The sequence below is a fragment of the Bradyrhizobium sp. Rc2d genome, from assembly GCF_900099855.1.
GTDB lineage: Bacteria > Pseudomonadota > Alphaproteobacteria > Rhizobiales > Xanthobacteraceae > Bradyrhizobium.
Window position 1 is genome coordinate 1 of the sequence record NZ_FNCU01000007.1, and the last position, 20222, is coordinate 20222.

The following is a 20222-nucleotide window of genomic DNA, read 5'->3' on the forward strand; positions in this document are numbered from 1 at the left end:
TCCAATCCCGACGCCATGCGGACGCGGCGCGAGACGGTCGAGCATCCCTTCGGCACGATCAAGGCCCGTATGGGTGCGACCCACTTCCTGATGAAGCGCCTGCGGAATGTCGCTGCTGAGATGGCGCTGCATGTTCTCGCCTATAACCTCACACGGGTGATGAACATCCTCGGCAAACCAAGCCTGATTGCAGCCATCCGCGCCGCCTGACGGCCGGAAGTGCGTCCAAAACTACAATCCCCCGGTCGCGGTACCTACTTTGGCCGGTCATTGGACGATTCGATACGCAAATACCGGCCGCGCGCAATACTTGGCGACCACGCCGCGTCAGGCCTATGCGTTTGCACACAACCAAGGCCCATCCGCGACCTCGGGGAATGTCCGCTCTTCGGCCGCTGCTGGGAATGACCGGACGTCAATCGGCCAGCCGCTTAATGAGTGCATGCCGTAGCTAAGTTCAGAACTTGACCTCGGACAGAACGGCTTGGCAGGAAGGTTTACGGGCCGGAAGCCATCACCGATGTGGCGCTCGGATGCCGAGATCGAAGGCTAATCGGTCGGCGGTCGAGATGTTGCGTGCTGATGGGTGCCAGCGTCACGCCCGTTGTGAGGATGCCATCATGCCCCTGTTTTGCCCGACGGGTCAAATGGATTTCGTAAAATCGAAAAAGCGCAATGCAAACAAGACCCCGGCTACTGTGCATGGGGTTGTTTTTCGATAATTTTGTTTTCGGGCCCCAGACGTCCCGGACCGACCAATCTCGCTACGCTTGAAACGGGCCCGCCCCGTCTCAGCTATCCACCTTCAGCGCGGCAATGAAGGCTTCCTGCGGGATGTCGACCTTGCCGAACTGCCGCATCTTCTTCTTGCCTTCCTTCTGCTTCTCCAGAAGTTTGCGCTTACGGGTGATGTCGCCGCCGTAGCATTTTGCGGTGACGTCCTTGCGCAGCGCGCGGACCGTCTCGCGCGCGATCACCTTGCCGCCGATCGCCGCCTGGATCGGGATCTGGAACATGTGCGGCGGGATCAGCTCCTTCATCTTCTCGACCATGGCACGGCCGCGTCCTTCCGCGCGGGTGCGATGCACCAGCATGGAGAGCGCATCGACCGGCTCGGCATTGACCAGGATCTGCATCTTGACGAGATCGGCCGGCTTGTAGTCGGTGAGGTGATAGTCGAACGAGGCGTAGCCCTTGGAAACCGACTTCAGGCGGTCGTAGAAATCGAACACGACCTCGTTGAGCGGCAGGTCGTATTTCACCATCGCGCGGGAGCCGACGTAGGTGAGCTCCTTCTGCGAGCCGCGGCGGTCCTGGCACAGCTTCAGCACGCTGCCGAGATATTCGTCGGGCGTCATGATCGTCGCCTCGATCCAGGGCTCGTCGATCTCGGCGATCTTGACCACGTCGGGCATGTCGACGGGATTGTGGATCTCGATCTCCTGGCCGTCGGTGAGCTTCATCTTGTAGATGACGCTCGGCGCGGTCGCGATCAGGTTGAGGTCGAACTCGCGCGACAGCCGCTCCTGGATGATCTCCAGATGCAAGAGGCCGAGGAAGCCGCAGCGGAAGCCGAAGCCGAGTGCGGCCGAGGTCTCCATCTCGAAGGAGAAGCTGGCGTCGTTCAGTCGCAGCTTGCCCATGGCGGCGCGCAGCGTCTCGAAGTCGTCGGCATCGACCGGGAACAGGCCGCAGAACACCACCGGGATCGCCGGCTTGAAGCCGGGCAGCATGTCGGCGACCGGCTTCCTGTCGTCGGTGATGGTGTCGCCGACGCGGGTGTCGGCGACCTCCTTGATCGCGGCGGTGATGAAGCCGATCTCGCCGGGGCCGAGCTCGTCGACCTGCTGCATCTTCGGCGTGAAGAAGCCGACGCGCTCGACGTCGTAGGCCGCGCCCGTGCCCATCATGCGGACGCGCTGGCCCTTCTTCATCGTGCCGTCGACGATGCGCACCAGCACGACGACGCCGAGATAGACGTCATACCAGCTGTCGACCAGCAGCGCCTTCAAGGTCGCGTCGCGATCGCCCTTCGGCGGCGGCAGGCGGGTGACGATCGCCTCCAGCACGTCGGGGACGCCGAGGCCGGTCTTGGCCGAGATCATCACCGCGTCGGAGGCGTCGATGCCGATGACATCCTCGATCTGCTGCTTGATCTTCTCGGGCTCGGCGGCGGGCAGGTCGACCTTGTTCAGGACCGGGACGATCTCGTGATTGTTGTCGAGCGCCTGGTAGACGTTGGCGAGCGTCTGCGCTTCGACGCCCTGGCTGGCGTCGACCACCAAGAGGGAACCCTCGCAGGCCGCCAGCGACCGTGAGACCTCATAGGCGAAATCGACATGGCCGGGCGTGTCCATCAGGTTGAAGATGTAATCCTTGCCGTCCTTGGCGCGGTAGGCGAGGCGCACCGTCTGCGCCTTGATGGTGATGCCGCGCTCGCGCTCGATATCCATGGAATCGAGCACCTGCTCCTTGCCCGCCATCTCGCGGTCGGAGAGGCCGCCGGTCATCTGGATCAGGCGGTCTGCCAGCGTCGATTTGCCATGGTCGATATGGGCGACGATGGAGAAATTGCGGATGTTGGAAATGGGGACGGTCGTCATGGGCGCGGGATACCACTCACATCCCCGTGCGGCAACCATTCACTTACCCTCCTGCGCCGGCATGAGGCTCCCGCCGTCGATTTCAGTGGCGGCCTCTGCTATTTTCCCACCTTTCGGTCATGGAAACGGGCCATGCATTGGAAGATTCTTTCTGCCTTGTTGTTTGCCGCATGTTTCGCCGTCCCGGCCGCCGCTGAAAAGCGCGTCGCCCTCGTCATCGGCAACTCCGCTTACCGGAGCGTGCCGCGGCTGGAGAACCCCGCGAACGACGCGCAGCTGGTGGCCGATACGTTGCAGCGGCTCGGCTTCGCGCTGGTCGGCGGGGGTGCCCAGGTCGAGCTGGACAAGGCGGGCTTCGACAACGCCGTCCAGCGCTTCGGCAACCAATTGATCGGTGCCGACGTCGCCTTGTTCTACTACGCCGGGCACGGCATCCAGGTTCGCGGGACGAACTATCTCGTGCCGATCACGGCGAATCCGACGCGCGAGACCGACGTGGATTTCCAGATGGTCGATGCCGCACTGGTGCTTCGGCAGATGGATGGGGCAGGAACCAAGCTGAACATCGTCATTCTCGATGCTTGCAGGAACAATCCATTCGGCGGGCGTGGGCTGCGTGGCTCCGACGGCGGCCTGGCGCAGATCCGCGCTCCGGAGGGAACGCTGCTCTCCTACGCCACCCAGCCTGGAAACGTCGCGCTCGACGGCGCCGACGGGCATAGTCCCTACACGCGGGCGCTGGTCGAAACGATGCAGCGACCCGGGCTCGACGTGCTGCAGACGTTCAATCAGGTGGGTCTCATCGTCAAGCGTGCGACCGGCAGCGCCCAGCAGCCCTGGGTTTCCACCTCGCCAATCGACGGCTCATTCTACTTTTCGGGCGCAGCGGCAGGGCAGGTCGCGGCAGTCGACGTGCCGGCGACGGTGACGGCGCCCACCTCAAACCTTCCGTCTTCCGCGCCGGTGACGAGGACTCAGTCGGATTTCCTGTTTCCGGATTCCGATAGCCGGCTGCTTGCCGATGCCGATCTGAGGGCGCTGAGCAAGGATGAGCTGCGCCTTGCGCGCAACGAGATCTTTGCCCGGCGAGGACGCTACTTCAGCGCGCCCGATTTGACAGCGAGATTCAGCAAGTTCGCCTGGTACGTCCCCCGGACCTGGGACCCTCAGCTCAGCGCCGTCGAGAAGGATAATGTCGCCTTGATCGAACGCTATGAATCCGGCGGCCCGGCTCAGAGCGGCTTCATCTTTCCCGATTCCGATCGACGCCTGCTCACGTCCGCTGATCTGCGTGGGCTTTCGAACGACGAACTCCGTATCGCGCGCAACGAGATCTTTGCGCGACGCGGACGATATTTCGAAGCGGCAGATCTCAAGGCCCGCTTTCAGCGCTTTTCATGGTATTCGCCCAATACATGGAATCCAAAGCTCAATTCGATCGAGGAGGCGAATGTCGCGCTGCTCGATCAGGCCGCCAAGCGTCGATGACGATGGCGCTGCGGGCAGGACGCGTCCTCCTCGTTCTCGTGCTTGCCTCTGCCCCGGCGAAGGCCCAGACCAGAACCGAGCTTCTCGATCGGCTGGTTCGCGCCTATCCCGAAGCTCTGTCCGGTCACGACGGCAAGCAAATTGTCTGGCGCGATGGCACCGCAATGCCTGTCGACGACGGCATCGACGACAAGTCATTTGATCAGCGCCTGCGCGACGCCTCGATCGTGGACCAGCTCCGTTTGCCCTATCCCGTCGGCGTTTCCGCGCCGCCCGCATTGAACGCCGACCCAGGAAGGTTTCGGAACGAAGCGTTCTTCAGGAAGATGTATGGCGACTGTCACAGTGGAGCGGTTCAGCGGAATCTCGTCACCATCACCTGGCTGCCTCGAACATGGGGGAAGGCGATCCAGGTGACCCGGATCAATGGCGTAGCGGACCGACTCAAGGAGGTGTCGGCGGAAATCGACAAGCTCGCGCCGGCGCTGAAGGCCGCTGCATTTCCAATTGCCGGCGTGCTGTCGTGCCGGCCGGTCGCCGATACCGGAAAGATGAGCATGCATGGCTATGCAGCCGCGATCGACCTGAATTTGCGATATTCCGACTATTGGCTGTGGGCGGGCCGGGGCAAGTCCATCCCGTACAAGAACAGGATTCCGAAGGAGATCGTCGACATCTTCGAACGCCACGGGTTCATCTGGGGCGGCAAATGGTATCACTACGACACGATGCACTTTGAATATCGCCCGGAACTGCTGGCCCGGTGATTGCGGACTTTTCGTGCTCGGGGTCCCCGCGTCCTTCATTCACGCCAAGCTGATTTCACTCCAGCGCAAAACGCGCTACGCAACGCTCCATGTCGACTACGTCACTTCCCTCCGCCAGAGCGCGCGCGAAGACCCGGGTAAGCTATGCCCGCTTTCGGGCCTGGCTGGTTGCCTGCGCGATCCGCCCCGAGGCCCGCCTCTGGCTGGTGATCCAGCTCGCCATCCTGCATGCGGTGCTCTGGACCTTCATCCTGATCAATCTCAAGGCGGCGCAGGACGTTCACATGGACGTCGCAGAAGCCTATGGCTGGGGCCAGAAATTCCTCTGGGGTTATGGCAAGCATCCGCCGCTGTCGGGCTGGATCGCCGGCCTCTGGTTCAAGCTGTTCCCGGCGGCGGACTGGGCGACCTATGCGCTTGCGATGGCGACCGTCAGTGTCGGCATGGTGATCTGCTGGCTGGTTGCCTTGCGCGTGGTCGACGCGCGGCGCGCGTTCCTGGTCGTGGTGATGATCGCGCTCTATCCGATCTTCAATTTCAAGGGATTCAAGTACAACCCGGATCTGCTCCAGCTCGTCACGCTGCCGCTGCTCGTGCTCGCTTATCTCAACGCCTTCGCGAAGCGGAGCTGGCAATCCGGAGTCTTGCTCGGGCTTGCCGGCGCGCTGGCGCTGATGACCAAATATTGGGTGTTGACCATGATCGGCGCCATCGGCCTTGCCGCGCTGATCCATCCCGAGCGGTTGCGCTTCCTGTCGTCGCCGGCGCCATGGGTCGCGATCGCGACGATGGTGGTGGCGATGATCCCGCACATCGTCTGGCTGGCGGATGCGCATTTCGTGCCGCTGACCTATGCCGGCGACACCTACAGCCTCGAGGACAGCAGCCAGGTGCATCAGCTCGTCGCGGGCTACTTCCTGCATAATTTCGCGCTGCTGGCCCTGCCGGTCGCGCTCGCCGCGCTGGCGATGGCGCTGGTGCCGCCGTGGCTCACGCTGCTCATGCGCGCGCCCTTGCGCATCGTCACGCGAGCCTGGGCGCGCGGGACCAATCCGGGCGTCAACCTCTCGCAGGCGCTGAACGTCTGGATCATCCAGATCATCGTCGCGTTCGGCCCGCCGCTCGGCGCGCTGGTGTTCAGCATCTACATGAAGACCGATTGGGGCATCTCGCTGTTCTTCCTGGTGCCCTTGGCGCTGGTCGCGATCCCCGCATTGCGGGTGCAGAGCTCGGTGCTGTTCAACATCGCCGCGATCTGGCTCGTGCTCAGCGCCGCCACGCTCGCCGCCTCGCCCTGGATCGCCGCACGCGAGATGGCGGCCAATGCAGGCAACACGGCGACCTATGGCGCGCGCTCGGAGCTGGCGCGCGAGCTGACGCAGGCCTGGCACGCGCGCTTTGCCTCGCGCTGGGCGGTCGTCGCCGGGACCATGGAGACGATTCAGCCGATGGTGTTCTACAGCCCCGATCACCCCAGCCCGTTCACGCCGAACGAAGCCTGGGCGTCCGGGCTGACCTCGCTCGAGGACGTCAGGACCTACGGCTTCATCGGCGTGTTCGATCCGACCGACGAACGTCTGCCCAAGTTCGAGAAGTGGGTCTCGGAAGTCGCGCCGAACACCGAGCGCATGGTGATGACGACGCGCCGCTTCACCCACGGCAAGGCCGGTCCGGCGATGAGCTGGAACATCTACATCGCACCGCCGGGGAAGTGAGCTCTCTTTACCTCTCCCCGCTTGCGGGGAGAGGTCGGATCGCTCTTGCGATCCGGGTGAGGGGGTACAGGTCTCACAACGATCTCATGCGCGGAGGGAGGCCCCTCACCCCAACCCTCTCCCCGTAAGAACGGGGCGAGGGAGCGCCGCACGGCGCGTGGCGAGAGAAGGGCCTAAACCCCTTCCTCGTTGAACTTGCTCTCGACGAGCTCGGTGATCGCCGTGAGTGCCGCTTCGGCTTCGTCGCCGGCAGCCGCGACCGTGATGGTCGTGCCGGGACCCGCAGCCAGCATCATCAGGCCCATGATCGAGGTGCCGCCGACGGTCTCGCCGCCGCGCGTCACCCACACTTGCGCGTTGAAGCGCTCGACCGCCTGGACGAACTTCGCCGAGGCGCGGGCGTGCAGGCCGCGCTTGTTGATGATCAGAAGCTCTTTGGAGATCGCCCCCGCGGGCACGCCCGTTGCGGCTTGCGGCGCGTCGTCGCTCATTTGCCGGCGAGCACGCGGCTGGCGATGGTGACGTATTTGCGGCCGGCTTCCTGCGCCATCGCGATCGCGTCGGGTAGCGGACGCTCCTCGCGCACCTTGGCGAGCTTCACCAGCATGGGCAGGTTGATGCCCGCGAGCACTTCGACCTTGGGCCGGCTCATGCAGGATATTGCGAGGTTCGACGGCGTGCCGCCGAACATGTCGGTGAGGATCGCAACGCCGTCGCCGGAATCGACGCGGTTAACCGCCTCGATGATGTCGCTTCGGCAGAGATCGGAATCATCTTCGGCACCGATCGTGATCGCTTCGATTTGCTTTTGTGGGCCCATGACATGCTCAAGCGCTGCCTTGAATTCGTCGGCAAGGCGCCCGTGGGTCACAAGTACTAGACCAATCATCGGAAAACTCCTCGCGGGCGCTTTTGGTGCGCCGCACGAACGCGCCACTTTGACCATCCAGAGCCCCTGCGCAAGAGGGGATGTTGCGTATCTCCCTGAATCTAGACGGATGGATGAGGGGAGCTGCGCCGGTCTATTCGGTCGCGATAGTGGGGTTCATATGGTTACCATTTCCCTTCAAACAATCGGCTGAGGGCTTAACGGAAGATGAACTCTTAGTAGTGGTCAAGGCCGCAACAACCAATGGGAGGGGCGAATAGCCGCGGCTAACAGGGATTCGCGGTATTTCGACACCAGAAATGCTGGTTTTCAGCGATTCTGTCGCAGGCAGGCGCTCGGCGTCCGCCGCGTCGAGATCGACCACGAGGCCGACCATCGCATGCTCCACGAAGTCGCAGCGGCGGATTCCCAAGCCCCGGATCTCGATCAGACCAGCCAATACCGGAGCGGGGCGGACTTCAATTTCATGGCCGACTGTCGCCAGATGGACACGGTCATCCCCGACCAGGACGGCCCTTTCGATCAGGCCCGACCGGCCCGCCATGATCAAATCGAAGGCAAGGCGCGACTTGCCGGAGCCCGAGGGACCGCGGATCAGCACGGCAAAATTCCCGACCTTGACGGCGGAGGCGTGCACGCTGGGGCCGCCGTCGCTCATAGCGCCGGCAGCCTCACCACGAAGCGCGCGCCCGTGACCGTCGGCGCGCCGTCGGCATCGAGCGGGCCTGCGCGGTTCTCGGCCCAGATGCGCCCGCCATGGGCATCGATGATCTGCTTGGAGATCGACAATCCGAGGCCGGAGTTCTGGCCAAAGCCCTGATGCGGACGGTCGGTGTAGAAGCGCTCGAAGATCCGCTCCAGCGCGTCGTCGCGGATGCCGGGGCCCTCGTCGTCGACCACGATCTCGATCTCTCCGCGCGCGCGGCGGCAGGTGAGGCGTACCTTGCTGCCGGCTTCCGAGAACGATTGCGCGTTGGACAGCAGGTTGGAGACGACCTGTCCGAGCCGTGAATCGTGACCGGTCACGGCGAACGTGTCGGTCGGGCCGCGGCCCTCGAAGCGGGTCTCGACCGCGACGTCGTGGCCGAGTTTGGTCTCGTTGGCGACGGACGCAAGCGTCGTCAGCAGGCGGCGCAAGTCGACCGGGATCGCATCCTGGCGCTGCAATTCGGCATCGAGGCGGCTGGCGTCCGAGATGTCCGAAATCAGACGGTCGAGCCGCTTGACGTCGTGCTCGATCACCTCGAGCAGGCGTGCGCGGCTGGTCTCGTTGCGCGCCAGCGGCAGCGTCTCGACCGCCGAGCGCAGCGAGGTCAGCGGGTTCTTCAGTTCATGGGCGACATCGGCGGCGAACATCTCGATCGCCTCGATGCGGCTGTAGAGCGCGCTGGTCATGTCGCGCAGCGCGCCGGAGAGGTGGCCGATCTCGTCGCGGCGGCGGGTGAAATCGGGGATCTCGATGCGGGCCTTGATGCGGCGGCGGACGCGCTCGGCGCTGTCGGCGAGCCGGCGCACCGGACCTGCGATCGTGCTGGCAAGCAGCAGCGACAGCATGATCATGACCGTTGCGGCAACACCGCCGACCTTCAGGATGGCGAGGCGCTCGGCGGTGACCATCTGGTCGATGTCGTCGCCCTGAGTCGACAGCATCAAGGCGCCGTGGATGGCACGCGAGCGCAGCACGGGGACCGCGACCGAGACGATCACCTCGCCGCGGGCATTGACCCGCACCATCGAGCGCTTCTGGCCCTGGAGTGCGTCACCCACCTCCGCGTAGCCATTGCCATTCTCGGGCCCGAGCTCGCGGTAGAGCGGCAGGTCGCCGCGGTTCAGCCAGGTCCGCACTGCGACCATGCCGCGCTCGACGATGCCGGGCTTCTCGGCCGGTGGCGGCAGATTGTAGCGCAGCACGTTTTCGAGGTTGCGGCTGTCGACCAGCAGGCTGCCGTTCGGATCGTAGATGCGCGCGCGCGTCTTGGTCGGCGAGATCAGCGTGCGCAGCACCGGCGCCACGCGCTCCGGATTGATCGGGAAGTCCAGCGGCGAATATTCGTCCGAGCCGCCATAGGTCTCGCCCGGCTTCAGATCGAGCAGCCGGTCGGGATCGATGGTGATGGCATTGGTCTGCACGGTCGCAGAGGCCGCGATGGCGCCGGCGATGATCTCGGCCTGCACCAGGAGACTCTGCGCCCGCGCGTCGATCAGGCCGGCGCGGAATTGCGATAGATACAGGATGCTGGCGACCAGCGCGACGAGGCCGGCGAGGTTGAGCGAGACGATGCGGCGGGTCAGGCTCGAGAAGGACAGCGCGAAGAAGAACTGCCCGGCGCGCTTCAACCAGTTCAGCGGCCGCCAACCCTGCGGCTTGTCTTCGGCAACGTGCTCCGGAACGCCGTGGGATGCGACATCCTCGGCGCTCTGGTTTGGATCAGGCTGCGTTCGGTCAAGCAATGCTTACGCCCGCGTTAGGACAGCTCGTTGAGAAGGTCCCCGCATCCTAGAGCGATCCCGGTCCCGATGGAATCAGAACCGGCGATGCTCTCGTCTTTCGTGAAGCTGCCTGCCGCCTCAGGCTTCCTTGAAGCGGTAGCCGACGCCGTAGAGCGTCTCGATCATCTCGAACTCGTTGTCGACCACCTTGAACTTCTTGCGCAGCCGCTTGATGTGGCTGTCGATGGTGCGGTCGTCGACATAGACCTGGTCGTCATAGGCCGCATCCATCAGCGCGTTGCGGCTCTTCACCACGCCGGGGCGGGTCGCCAGCGCCTGGAGGATCAGGAATTCGGTGACGGTCAGCGTCACCGGCTCGTTCTTCCAGGTGCAGGTATGCCGTTCCGGATCCATGCGCAAAAGGCCGCGGTCGAGCGCCTTGGCGTCGTTCTCCTTCGGCGCGACGGTCGGGTCCTTCGGCGCCGAGCGGCGCAGCACCGCCTTGACGCGCTCGACCAAAAGGCGCTGCGAGAACGGTTTGCGAATGAAGTCGTCGGCGCCCATCTTGAGGCCGAACAGCTCGTCAATCTCTTCGTCCTTGGAGGTCAGGAAGATCACCGGCAGATCGGATTTCTGCCGGAGACGACGCAGCGTCTCCATGCCGTCCATGCGCGGCATCTTGATGTCGAGGATCGCGAGATCGGGCTGGGTGGTGCGAAAACCGTCAAGCGCGGAGGCACCGTCGGTGTAGGTCATGATGCGGTAGCCTTCGGCTTCCAGCGCGATCGAGACGGATGTGAGAATGTTGCGGTCGTCGTCGACCAAAGCGATTGTGGGCATGAGCCTCTGCTTTCTGCTTTCCGTTTGGGTCGTGGCTTGAAACGGCGAGCAATCCAGTGATGCGCCGCATACAATGGGTGCCGAACTCGGCATACGAACCTTGTCACCGAGCAATGCAAGCTAGGCTGAAGTGTGACCAAGTTCCACGAAACGCGGCAGATCCGCCGCGTCTCGACCCATAACCTGGCCCCCGTTTACCCGAAAAAAGGCCTCCCTTGCAACCACCTGACCCCGAGAAAGCCGATGCAACCGACCCCGGATTTCGACCCCGCGAAACTCGCCAAATCGCTGCTGCGACGGTTGCGGCAGGGGGCGCTGGCAACCCTGATGGCCGGTAGTGGCGATCCCTATTGTTCCCTGATCAATCTGGCGAGCCATCCCGATGGCTCGCCGATCCTGCTGATCTCGCGCCTCGCCGTGCATACCCGGAACATCCTCGCGGACAGCCGGATCTCGCTGATGCTGGACGAGCGCGTGGCCGGCGATCCCCTGGAAGGGGCCCGGATCATGCTCTCCGGCCGGGCGGAACAGGCCGGCACCGACAAGGAGCTGCTCCAGCGACGGTATCTCAATGCCCATCCGTCGGCGGAGGGCTTTGTTTCGTTTAGGGATTTCTCCTTCTTCCGGATCCGTCCCTCGGGAACCCATCTGGTCGCCGGCTTCGGCCGGATCGTCGACCTCAAGCCCGAGCAGTTCCTCACGGATCTCACCGGCGCCGAGGATTTGCTCGCGGCGGAACAGGGCGCCGTCGAACATATGAATGCCGACCATCGCGACACCATGAACCTCTATGCCACAAGGCTGCTCGGCGCCGCCGAGGGCGACTGGCGCTGCACCGGCTGCGATCCGGAAGGCTTCGATATGCAAATGGATCAGACCGCCCTGCGGCTGGACTTCCCGGAGCGGGTGACGGATGGCACGGCACTGCGCAAGATGCTGGTCCGCCTCGCTGGTGAGGCGCGCAAGAAGATGGACCAGGGCGCAACGCTTTGAACGTCGCCGCTCATCGCTGCGACCCAAGACCGTAATCGGTCCGACGGCGGCAGCGAGAGTGTTCATGGCAAGATGGAATCGACTGGCGCTGATCGCAGGCCTCGCGCTCGCGGCGAGCGCATCGCTGTCCACGGCTGGCCTTGCCCAGAAGGGCAATCTCGCGGCGCAGGGCGCCAGGATCAACGCGCTCATGAGTGCCGGCAAGTATTCGGAAGCGCTCCCGCTCGCGCAGGCGATGGTCGCGAGCCTGGAGAAGAGCGACAACGGCCGCGAGTTCGCCGCTGCGCTCAACAATCTCGGTCAGGTCCATGCCGGCCAGGGGAGCGATGATCTGGCCGAGCCGCTCTACAAGCGCGCGATCGCATTGATGGAAAAGTCGCTCGGCCTCGACACTCCATTGGTCGCGTCCGAACTGACAAATCTCGCCGCGCTATATCAGCGGCAGGGCCGCTTCGCCGAGGCCGAGCCGCTGTTCAAGCGCGCGCTCGCCGTGCGCGAAAAGAGCTTGCCGCGCGAGCATCCCGACGTCGGCCAGGCCCTCAACAATCTGGCCACGCTCTACGTCAAGCAGGAGCATTTTGCCGACGCCGAGCCGCTGTTCCAGCGGGCGCTTGCGATCTACCAGAAAGCCGCCGGGCCCGAGCATCCCGCGGTTGCGACAGTCCTGAACAACATCGGTCAGGTCGATCGCGACCTCAATCGCGATGCTGATGCCGAAGCGCCGATCAAGCGTTCGCTCGCGATCCGCGAGAAGGTGTTGGGGCCGGAGCATCCCGACGTCGCCCGCTCGCTGAACAATCTCGCGGGTCTCTATCAACACCAGCAGCGCTATGCCGAGGCCGAGCCGCTGTATCGCCGCGCGCTGGCGATCCGCGAGCGCGCATTCGGCGCCGATCACCCCGACGTCGCAATCTCGACCAGCAATTTCGCCTATTTCCTCCAGGTATCCGGGCGGACTGCCGACGCCTTGCCGTTCGCGGAAAAGACGCTCGCCAACAATCGTGCGCAGTTGCGCGTCGTGTTGCCGATCCTGTTTTCCGCGCGGCAGCAGCATCTCCTGCCGGACGACAAGGCACTGGACGAGGCGCTCGCGGCGATCCAGCGCGGCACGCAATCCTCTGCCGCCTCCGCCGTGAACAAGCTCGCGGTGCGGTTGGCCGCCGGCAGCGATCGGCTCGCCGAGCTCGTGCGTAAAGATCAGGATCTCGCGGCCGAGTCCGACGCGCTCGACAAAGCGATGATCGCTGCGGTGTCGAAGCCTTCCGCTCAACGCGACCGCGCGGCCGAACAGCGCAGCCGCGCGCGGATCGCGGCAATCGCGAGCGAGCGCAGCGGATTGCAGAAGACCCTCGCCGTCGAGTTTCCCGACTATTCTTCACTCTCCAACCCGCTGCCGCTGGCGGTGAAGGACATTCAGGCATTGCTGTCGGCGGACGAGGCGATGGTGCTTTATTCGATCGTCGACAAGCAAAGCTACGTCATCGCGATCACCCGCGACGGCGTCGACTGGAAGGAGATCCCGCTCGGCGCTGACGCGTTGGCGCAGAAAGTGTCCGCCTTCCGCCGGGGATTGGACGTCGGCAAGGCGCACGATGCCTCCGGCAAAGCCGGATTGTTCGACCTTGCGCTCGCGAACGAGCTCTATGCCGCGCTGCTTGGTCCGGTGGAGGCGCTGACGAAAGACAAGCGCAACTTGCTGGTCGTGCCGTCGGCGGCGCTGACCGCGTTGCCGTTTCATCTGCTGGTCACGGAGAAGCCGCAAGCTGCGATCCCGGACAGGCTCGAAGGCTATCGCAGCGCCGCCTGGCTGTTGCGGCGTCAGGCCGTCTCGGTGCTGCCGTCGGTGATCAGCCTGAAATCGCTGCGCGCCTTTGCGCGCAGGGATCAAGGCATCAAGCCGATGACCGGCTTCGGCGATCCCGTGTTCAACCCTGCGCTGGAGGGACCGGCCGAGCGTCGTGCCGCAAGCGGCAAGGTCGCAGCGCGCAGCATCGCGACCATCGCCTATACCGACTTCTGGCGCGGTGCCGGCGTCGATCGGGCGCGGCTGGCGCAGGCGCTGCCGCAACTGCCGGATACTGCGGACGAGCTGAACGCGGTGGCGAGGGATGTCGGCGCGACTGATGCCGACATCCATCTCGGCCGCGACGCCAGCGAAACGACGCTCAAGCGTGCAGCGCTTGCTCAATATGGCATCATCTACTTTGCCACCCACGGCCTTGTCGCCGGCGACATCAAGGGATTGGGTGAGCCCTCGCTTGCACTCTCCATTCCCGATCAGCCATCGGAGCTCGACGACGGCCTGCTCACCGCGAGCGAGGTGGCCCAGCTCAAGCTCAATGCGGATTGGGTTGTGCTGTCGGCCTGCAACACCATCGCGGGCGACAAGCCCGGCGCCGAAGCCCTGTCGGGATTGGCGCGTTCGTTCTTTTATGCCGGTGCCCGCGCGCTCCTGGTCTCGCATTGGGCGGTGGATTCAGAAGCTGCCACGCGCTTGACCACGTCGACGTTCGAGCTGCTCAAGAACGAACCGAAGATCGGTCGCGCCGAAGCCTTGCGCCGCGCGATGTTAAGCTATCTCGATGACGCCTCGTCACCGCGCAACGCCTACCCTGCGATGTGGGGGCCGTTCGCACTCATCGGCGAAGGTGAGGTACGATAGGAAGCCACGTCGGGCATTGTGCGTCGCAATAACCTCAAGTAACGCGCAAATGCGCATTTGGTTGCGCGATCATTCGAACTTTTTGAATGCGCCTGCTCAGAGCTGACATGCGCGACGTTTGGCGCGGTCTTTGAATAAACCAAATCCTACGGGATCAGCTTGGCAACGCCAGCGTTCATCAGTATTAGGTCGCCCAACCGAGGCTAAATGGCCTATATTCACGGTGACCGCGATGGCGCCAAAGTTTGGTCGCGCTAAGTGTCGCGGGTTCTAGGAGGATTTTTTCGTGCAAGAGACGGGCGTGCGCAACGGTGCCTTCGGCGCCGACAAATTCGGCTTAAAGAATCTCAAGCAGGTTCACTGGAACCTCGGTGCGCCACAACTCTATCAATACTCGCTCTCAGCAGGCGAGGCGGTGCTGTCCGCCGACGGTGCGCTCTGCGCCGACACCGGCGAGTTCACCGGCCGCAGCCCGAAGGACAAGTTCACGGTGCGTGACGCCACCACCGACAAGAAGATGTGGTGGGCCGGCAACCAGTCGATCACCGCGGAGCAGTTCGAGACGCTCCATCAGGATTTCCTCAAGCACGCCGAAGGCAAGACTCTGTTCGCGCAGGATCTCTATGGCGGCGCCGATCCGGCCTACCGGATCAAGACGCGCGTCTTCACCGAGCTCGCCTGGCACTCGCTGTTCATCCGCACGCTGCTGATCCGCCCCGAGGCCGTCGAGCTGTCGAGCTTCACGCCCGAGCTCACCATCATCGACATGCCGAGCTTCCGCGCCGATCCGAAGCGCCATGGCGTGCGCTCGGAGAACGTCGTCGCGATTGATTTCGCCCGCAAGATCGTCCTGATCGGCGGCTCCTACTACGCAGGCGAGATGAAGAAGTCGGTGTTCACCACGCTGAACTACTATCTGCCCGAGCGCGGCGTGATGCCGATGCACTGCTCCGCCAATGTCGGCGCCAACGGCGACACCGCGATCTTCTTCGGGCTATCAGGCACCGGCAAGACCACGCTGTCGGCCGATCCCAACCGCACCCTGATCGGCGACGACGAGCACGGCTGGGGCCCGAACGGCGTGTTCAATTTCGAAGGCGGCTGCTATGCCAAGTGCATCAAGCTGTCGAAGGAAGCCGAGCCCGAGATCTTTGCTGCATCGACGCGCTTCGGTGCGGTGCTCGAGAATTGCGTGCTCGACAAGGACACCCGCGTCGTCGATTTCGACGACGGCTCCAAGACCGAGAACACGCGCTCGGCGTACCCGCTCGACTTCATCCCGAACGCCTCGCGCACTGGCCGTGCGCCGCAGCCGAAGAACGTGGTGATGCTAGCCGCCGACGCGTTCGGCGTGCTGCCGCCGATCGCAAAGCTCTCGCCGGCGCAGGCGATGTACCACTTCCTGTCCGGCTACACCGCCAAGGTCGCCGGCACCGAGCGCGGTCTCGGCAATGAGCCGCAGCCGGAATTCTCGACCTGCTTCGGCTCGCCCTTCCTGCCGCTCGACCCCAGCGTCTACGGCAACATGCTGCGTGAGCTCATCGCCCGGCACAATGTCGACTGCTGGCTGGTCAACACCGGCTGGACCGGCGGCAAGTATGGTGTTGGCTCCCGCATGCCGATCAAGGTGACGCGCGCGCTGCTCACCGCCGCGCTCGACGGCTCGCTTCGCAACGTCGAATTCCGCACCGACAAATATTTCGGTTTCGCGGTCCCGACCGCCCTGCCTGGCGTACCGAGCGAAATCCTCAACCCGGTCAACACCTGGAAGGACAAGGACGAGTTCGACAAGACCGCGCGCGCGCTGATCGGCATGTTCCAGAAGAACTTCGCCAAGTTCGAAGCCCAGGTCGACGCCGAAGTGCGCGCAGCCGCGCCGGACGTGAAGCTCGCGGCGGAGTAGAGCTTGCGCTGTTTGAATTGCGAAAGGGCGGCCGCGAGGCCGCCCTTTTTTCTTTGCGCGAGCTCTCTCCACCGTCATTGCGAGCGCAGCGAAGCAATCCAGAATCCCTCCGCGGAGACAGTCTGGATTGCTTCGCTGCGCTCGCAATGACGTGCCCTGCGGGAGCAGCTCACGCCTTGAAATACGCGATCTGCGTCGTGGTCGCGAGCAGTCGTCCGTTCGGTGACCACAGCTCGCCGTTCTGGTCGCCATAGCTCTTGTGGAAGATCTTCGCGTCGGCCGTCGCCAGCACGCGCGTGATGTCTTCCGCCGCCAGCTCTTCGGCATCGGTGTGGAAATACGTCGTCAGCGACACCGTGCCGAATGGCACCAGCTCGCGCCGCGCATGGAAGATGCGGCCGAAGAAGGCATCCGACATCGACATCAGCGACAGCATGTCGAGCTTGCGCGGCGTGCGGTCGCTGATCCAGATCTTCGAATAGGTGCTGGCGGGCTCGGCCTGCGGCGGGCCGATCCGCATCTCGCCCTCGACGAAGCGGAATTCATACTGATTGGCCCAAGACGCCGCGATCGTCGGGAATGGCAGCGTCTGCTCGAACGGCTTGGCGTCCGGGCACTTCGTCACCCCGTGCTCCCAGGACGGCCGGCGCTCGGCGAACACGGCGGTGGCGAGCGTTGCGACCTCGCCGCCGCCTTGGCTGAGCTCGACGCTCCAATGCTGGCTGGAGCGGTTGGCCTTCACCAGCCGTACGTCGAGATCGAACGGCCCCTTGGCGATCGGTGCGCAGTAATTGACTGTGAGCGCGAGCGGATCGCCGGCGCGTTCGGGATGATCGATCAGCGCGCGCAAAATGGTCGCGGCGGTGGCGCCGCCGAACGGACCGACAAAGGCCCAGTAATCGTCGCTGGTGTGCCCCTGCCAGCTGGAGTCACCGGCGGTGATGCGGGTGGCGTCGTCGAAAGGATGCGGGAGCTTGGCGTGCATTGTGTTCCTCGGTATCTCCCCGACGGTCATTGCGAGCGCAGCGAAGCACTCCAGACTGTCCCCGCGGAAAGAATCTGGATTGCTTCGCTGCGCTCGCAATGACGGTGTTGAAGCTAGGGCGTCCGTATCACTGACGCCGGCTTGGGGATGACGACAATCATATCATCATCCGCCTTGCAAGGTGCAATAACCTCGCAGGTAAGGCCGATTTCACGCTGCGGAAAATCAGCCTGCGACGTCGCGCAGATCTGGCAGCAGCGGCGTGGTCGGATTGACCGGCACGTTCCAGATCTCCTCGGCGTATTCGCGGATGGTGCGGTCGGACGAGAACCACGCCATGCGCGCGACGTTGAGGATGGACGCGCGCGTCCAGGCCGGCGCCACCTGCCAGCGCGCATCGATCGCGCGCTGCGCCTCGTAATAAGAATCGAAATCGGCGCTGACCATGTAATGGTCGAGATAGCGCAGCGCATGCGCGATGGATTCGAAGCGGCCGGGATCGCCGTTTGAGAATTCGCCGGTCCCGATCGCATTGATGGCACGCTGGAGCTTCGGCGAATTACGGATGACGTCGGACGCATCCAGACCCTGCTTGCGCCGGATCATCACGTCGCCGGCCTCCAGGCCGAAGATCGCGATGTTCTCGGCGCCGACATGGTCGCGAATCTCGATATTGGCGCCGTCGAGCGTGCCGATGGTGATGGCGCCGTTCAGCGCCAGCTTCATGTTGCCGGTGCCGGAGGCTTCCATGCCGGCGGTCGAGATCTGCTCGGACAGGTCGGCTGCGGGAATGATCACTTCGGCCAGGCTGACATTGTAGTCGGGCAGGAAGGCGACCTTGAGCTTGCCGCCGATCGCAGGATCGTTGTTGACGGCCTCGGCGACGTCGTTGATCAGCTTGATGATCAGCTTGGCGTAGCGGTAGCTCGCCGCGGCCTTGCCCGCGAAAATCTTCACCCGCGGCACCCAATTGCCGTTGGGATCGTCCTTGATCGCCTGGTACAGCGCGACCGTCTCGATGATGTTGAGGAGCTGGCGCTTGTACTCGTGGATGCGCTTGATCTGCACGTCGAACAGTGCGCCAGGATCGACCTTGATGCCGAGCCGCTCGCCGATCAGCCGCGCCAGCGCCGCCTTGTTGGCGTGCTTGACGGCTCGGAATTTCTTCTGGAATTCGACGTCGCTGGCGCGGGCTTCGATCAGGCTGAGCTGGGAGGGATCGTCGAGCACGGCATCGCCGCAGGTCTCGCGCAACAGATCGGTCAGCTTCGGGTTCGCCAGCATCAGCCAGCGGCGGAAGGTGATGCCGTTGGTCTTGTTGGTGATGCGGCCGGGATAGAGATGGTTGAGATCGTGGAACACGGTCTCGCGCATCAGGTCGGAATGCATCGCCGAGACGCCGTTGATGCGGTGCGAGCCAACGAAGGCGAGCTGGCCCATGCGCACGCGGCGGCCGCTCTTCTCGTCGATCAGCGAGACCGAAGCGCGAAAGTCGATGTCGCCGGGGCAGCGCGCCTCCGCCAGCGCCAGATGCTGCACGTTGATGCGGTAGATGATCTCCAGATGCCGCGGCAACAGCTGCTCGAACAGCTCGACCGGCCAGGTCTCGAGCGCTTCGGGCAGCAGCGTGTGATTGGTGTAGGAGAGCGTGGCGACCGTGATCTTCCAGGCCTCGTCCCAGCGGAAATTGTGGAGGTCGACGAGGATGCGCATCAGTTCGGTGACGGCGAGGCTCGGATGGGTATCGTTGAGCTGCACCGCGACCTTGCCGGCGAGGCTGCGGAGCTGGCCGTCGGAGGCGAGATGCCGTTTCACCAGATCCTGGAGCGAGGCGGAGACGAAGAAATATTCCTGGCGCAGCCGCAGCTCGCGGCCCGCCGGGCTCTCGTCGTTCGGATAGAGGAATTTGCAGATCGCTTCCGCGCGCGCCTGCTCGGCACTGGCGCTGACATAGTCGCCCTTGTTGAAGGCATCGAGCCTGAGCGGATCGGGCGAGCGCGCCGACCACAGGCGGAGCGCATTGACGTGCTGCCCGCGCCAGCCGACGATCGGCGTGTCATAGGCGATCGCCTGCACGGTCTCGCCCGGGTGCCAGATGGCGCGGTCACGGCCCTTGTCGTCGACATGCTCGACGCCGCCGCCGAAATTGACGTCGTAGATCACCTCCGGCCGCTGCAATTCCCAGGGGTTGCCGAAGCTCAGCCATTCGTCCGGATATTCCTGCTGCCAGCCCTGATTGATGATCTGGCGGAACAGGCCGTAATCGTAGCGGATGCCATAGCCGATCGCAGGGATCGACAGTGTCGCCATGCTTTCCATGAAGCAGGCGGCGAGCCGCCCCAAGCCGCCATTGCCGAGCGCCGCGTCCGGCTCGCATTTGCGCAGCTCGGGCAGCGACACGCCGAGATCGCCGAGCGCGAGCTCGAAGATCTTCAGGAGCCCCATGTTGTTGAGCGCGTCGGTGAAGAGGCGGCCGATCAGGAATTCGAGCGAGAGATAATAGACGCGCTTGCGCCCGGCGTCGTAGCTGCGCTTCTCCGCCGTAAGCCAGCGATGCACGACGCGGTCGCGCAGCGCGAGCGCCGCGGCCTGGTACCAGTCGTGCCTGGTCGCCATGCCCGCGTCCTTGCCGATGGCAAGGCGCAGCTTCGCCAGGATCGCACCCTTGATCTCAGCCAGCGCGAGCTCGTCGATGGGCTGGCCGGGGGCGGGAAAATTTGGCTGGAACGATTGATCTTGCAAGGCCGTCACTTCCTAGTCGAACGAACACCACTCACCCTACGCGTCATGCCCCTGCACCGGAACCATCGCTGGCGCGGTCGTGCACTGCGTTGATGCAAATTTATGCAAGGAACGGGCCGATTTGGGAACCCGGACCAGCACGGAGAAACACGGATTTGCTGCTACAATGGCGGCCAATTCAGCCATCACTGTGGAGGAGCCCTCA

The 20222-nt window shown here is 64.0% G+C and carries 15 protein-coding genes; 7 read left to right on the top strand and 8 right to left on the bottom strand.

Annotated elements, in window-relative coordinates:
• A partial coding sequence (locus BLV07_RS11505; protein WP_143035390.1) for a transposase occupies positions 1-210 on the top strand: 210 nt, incomplete at its 5' end.
• A 581-nt stretch (positions 211-791) separates the two neighbouring features.
• Here BLV07_RS11505 and lepA read toward each other — a convergent pair.
• Complete coding sequence (lepA, locus tag BLV07_RS11510; RefSeq protein WP_091884741.1) at positions 792-2603, bottom strand: translation elongation factor 4; 1812 nt, start codon at positions 2601-2603, stop codon at positions 792-794.
• A gap of 132 nt (positions 2604-2735) precedes the next feature.
• Here lepA and BLV07_RS11515 point away from each other — a divergent pair, with 132 nt between their 5' ends.
• The 3 genes from BLV07_RS11515 (at position 2736) to BLV07_RS11525 (ending at position 6573) form a co-directional block, all read left to right on the top strand.
• Entirely contained in the window at positions 2736-4091 is a 1356-nt protein-coding gene (locus BLV07_RS11515; RefSeq protein ID WP_091884744.1) for a caspase family protein, read from the top strand.
• Positions 4088-4858, top strand: coding sequence for a M15 family metallopeptidase (locus tag BLV07_RS11520; RefSeq protein ID WP_091884747.1), 771 nt, complete (start codon positions 4088-4090; stop codon positions 4856-4858). The genes BLV07_RS11515 and BLV07_RS11520 overlap by 4 nt, the downstream gene beginning before the upstream one ends.
• Positions 4859-4947: 89 nt before the next feature.
• Complete coding sequence (locus BLV07_RS11525; protein WP_091884749.1) at positions 4948-6573, top strand: glycosyltransferase family 39 protein; 1626 nt, start codon at positions 4948-4950, stop codon at positions 6571-6573.
• A gap of 173 nt (positions 6574-6746) precedes the next feature.
• Here the strand turns inward: BLV07_RS11525 and BLV07_RS11530 are convergent, their stop codons facing one another.
• From BLV07_RS11530 to BLV07_RS11550, 5 genes are all read right to left on the bottom strand, one after another.
• Positions 6747-7064 carry an HPr family phosphocarrier protein gene (locus BLV07_RS11530; RefSeq protein WP_091884753.1) on the bottom strand — a complete coding sequence of 106 codons (318 nt, stop codon included), beginning with the start codon at positions 7062-7064 and terminating at the stop codon, positions 6747-6749.
• On the bottom strand, positions 7061-7462 hold the full coding sequence (locus tag BLV07_RS11535; protein WP_007597752.1) for a PTS sugar transporter subunit IIA: 402 nt from the start codon (positions 7460-7462) through the stop codon (positions 7061-7063). The genes BLV07_RS11530 and BLV07_RS11535 overlap by 4 nt, the downstream gene beginning before the upstream one ends.
• 133 nt (positions 7463-7595) lie before the next feature.
• Positions 7596-8120 (bottom strand): HPr kinase/phosphorylase, encoded by a 525-nt coding sequence (locus tag BLV07_RS11540; protein WP_091884756.1) that lies wholly within the window; start codon positions 8118-8120, stop codon positions 7596-7598.
• Complete coding sequence (locus BLV07_RS11545) at positions 8117-9913, bottom strand: sensor histidine kinase (protein WP_091884759.1); 1797 nt, start codon at positions 9911-9913, stop codon at positions 8117-8119. The genes BLV07_RS11540 and BLV07_RS11545 overlap by 4 nt, the downstream gene beginning before the upstream one ends.
• Before the next feature lie 117 nt (positions 9914-10030).
• Positions 10031-10732 carry a response regulator transcription factor gene (locus BLV07_RS11550; protein ID WP_008542552.1) on the bottom strand — a complete coding sequence of 234 codons (702 nt, stop codon included), beginning with the start codon at positions 10730-10732 and terminating at the stop codon, positions 10031-10033.
• A gap of 243 nt (positions 10733-10975) precedes the next feature.
• Here BLV07_RS11550 and BLV07_RS11555 point away from each other — a divergent pair, with 243 nt between their 5' ends.
• The 3 genes from BLV07_RS11555 to BLV07_RS11565 all read left to right on the top strand — a co-directional run bounded on the left by BLV07_RS11555 (position 10976) and on the right by BLV07_RS11565 (position 16290).
• On the top strand, positions 10976-11725 hold the full coding sequence (locus BLV07_RS11555; protein ID WP_091884762.1) for a HugZ family pyridoxamine 5'-phosphate oxidase: 750 nt from the start codon (positions 10976-10978) through the stop codon (positions 11723-11725).
• A 64-nt stretch (positions 11726-11789) separates the two neighbouring features.
• Positions 11790-14387 (top strand): CHAT domain-containing protein, encoded by a 2598-nt coding sequence (locus tag BLV07_RS11560; protein ID WP_091884765.1) that lies wholly within the window; start codon positions 11790-11792, stop codon positions 14385-14387.
• A 286-nt stretch (positions 14388-14673) separates the two neighbouring features.
• Positions 14674-16290, top strand: a complete 1617-nt coding sequence (locus BLV07_RS11565) for a phosphoenolpyruvate carboxykinase (RefSeq protein ID WP_091884769.1) — start codon at positions 14674-14676, stop codon at positions 16288-16290.
• A gap of 169 nt (positions 16291-16459) precedes the next feature.
• Here BLV07_RS11565 and BLV07_RS11570 read toward each other — a convergent pair whose 3' ends face one another.
• Positions 16460-17275 (bottom strand): acyl-CoA thioesterase, encoded by an 816-nt coding sequence (locus tag BLV07_RS11570; protein ID WP_091884775.1) that lies wholly within the window; start codon positions 17273-17275, stop codon positions 16460-16462.
• A 225-nt stretch (positions 17276-17500) separates the two neighbouring features.
• Complete coding sequence (locus BLV07_RS11575) at positions 17501-20017, bottom strand: glycogen/starch/alpha-glucan phosphorylase (protein WP_176945479.1); 2517 nt, start codon at positions 20015-20017, stop codon at positions 17501-17503.
• Between the last annotated feature and the right edge of the window lie 205 nt (positions 20018-20222).

Coding starts and splice junctions, on each gene's coding strand:
- lepA (WP_091884741.1), bottom strand. CDS start 2,603: ATGACGACCGTCCCCATTTCCAACATCCGCAATTTCTCCATCGTCGCC.
- BLV07_RS11515 (WP_091884744.1), top strand. CDS start 2,736: ATGCATTGGAAGATTCTTTCTGCCTTGTTGTTTGCCGCATGTTTCGCC.
- BLV07_RS11520 (WP_091884747.1), top strand. CDS start 4,088: ATGACGATGGCGCTGCGGGCAGGACGCGTCCTCCTCGTTCTCGTGCTT.
- BLV07_RS11525 (WP_091884749.1), top strand. CDS start 4,948: ATGTCGACTACGTCACTTCCCTCCGCCAGAGCGCGCGCGAAGACCCGG.
- BLV07_RS11530 (WP_091884753.1), bottom strand. CDS start 7,064: ATGAGCGACGACGCGCCGCAAGCCGCAACGGGCGTGCCCGCGGGGGCG.
- BLV07_RS11535 (WP_007597752.1), bottom strand. CDS start 7,462: ATGATTGGTCTAGTACTTGTGACCCACGGGCGCCTTGCCGACGAATTC.
- BLV07_RS11540 (WP_091884756.1), bottom strand. CDS start 8,120: ATGAGCGACGGCGGCCCCAGCGTGCACGCCTCCGCCGTCAAGGTCGGG.
- BLV07_RS11550 (WP_008542552.1), bottom strand. CDS start 10,732: ATGCCCACAATCGCTTTGGTCGACGACGACCGCAACATTCTCACATCC.
- BLV07_RS11555 (WP_091884762.1), top strand. CDS start 10,976: ATGCAACCGACCCCGGATTTCGACCCCGCGAAACTCGCCAAATCGCTG.
- BLV07_RS11560 (WP_091884765.1), top strand. CDS start 11,790: ATGGCAAGATGGAATCGACTGGCGCTGATCGCAGGCCTCGCGCTCGCG.
- BLV07_RS11570 (WP_091884775.1), bottom strand. CDS start 17,275: ATGCACGCCAAGCTCCCGCATCCTTTCGACGACGCCACCCGCATCACC.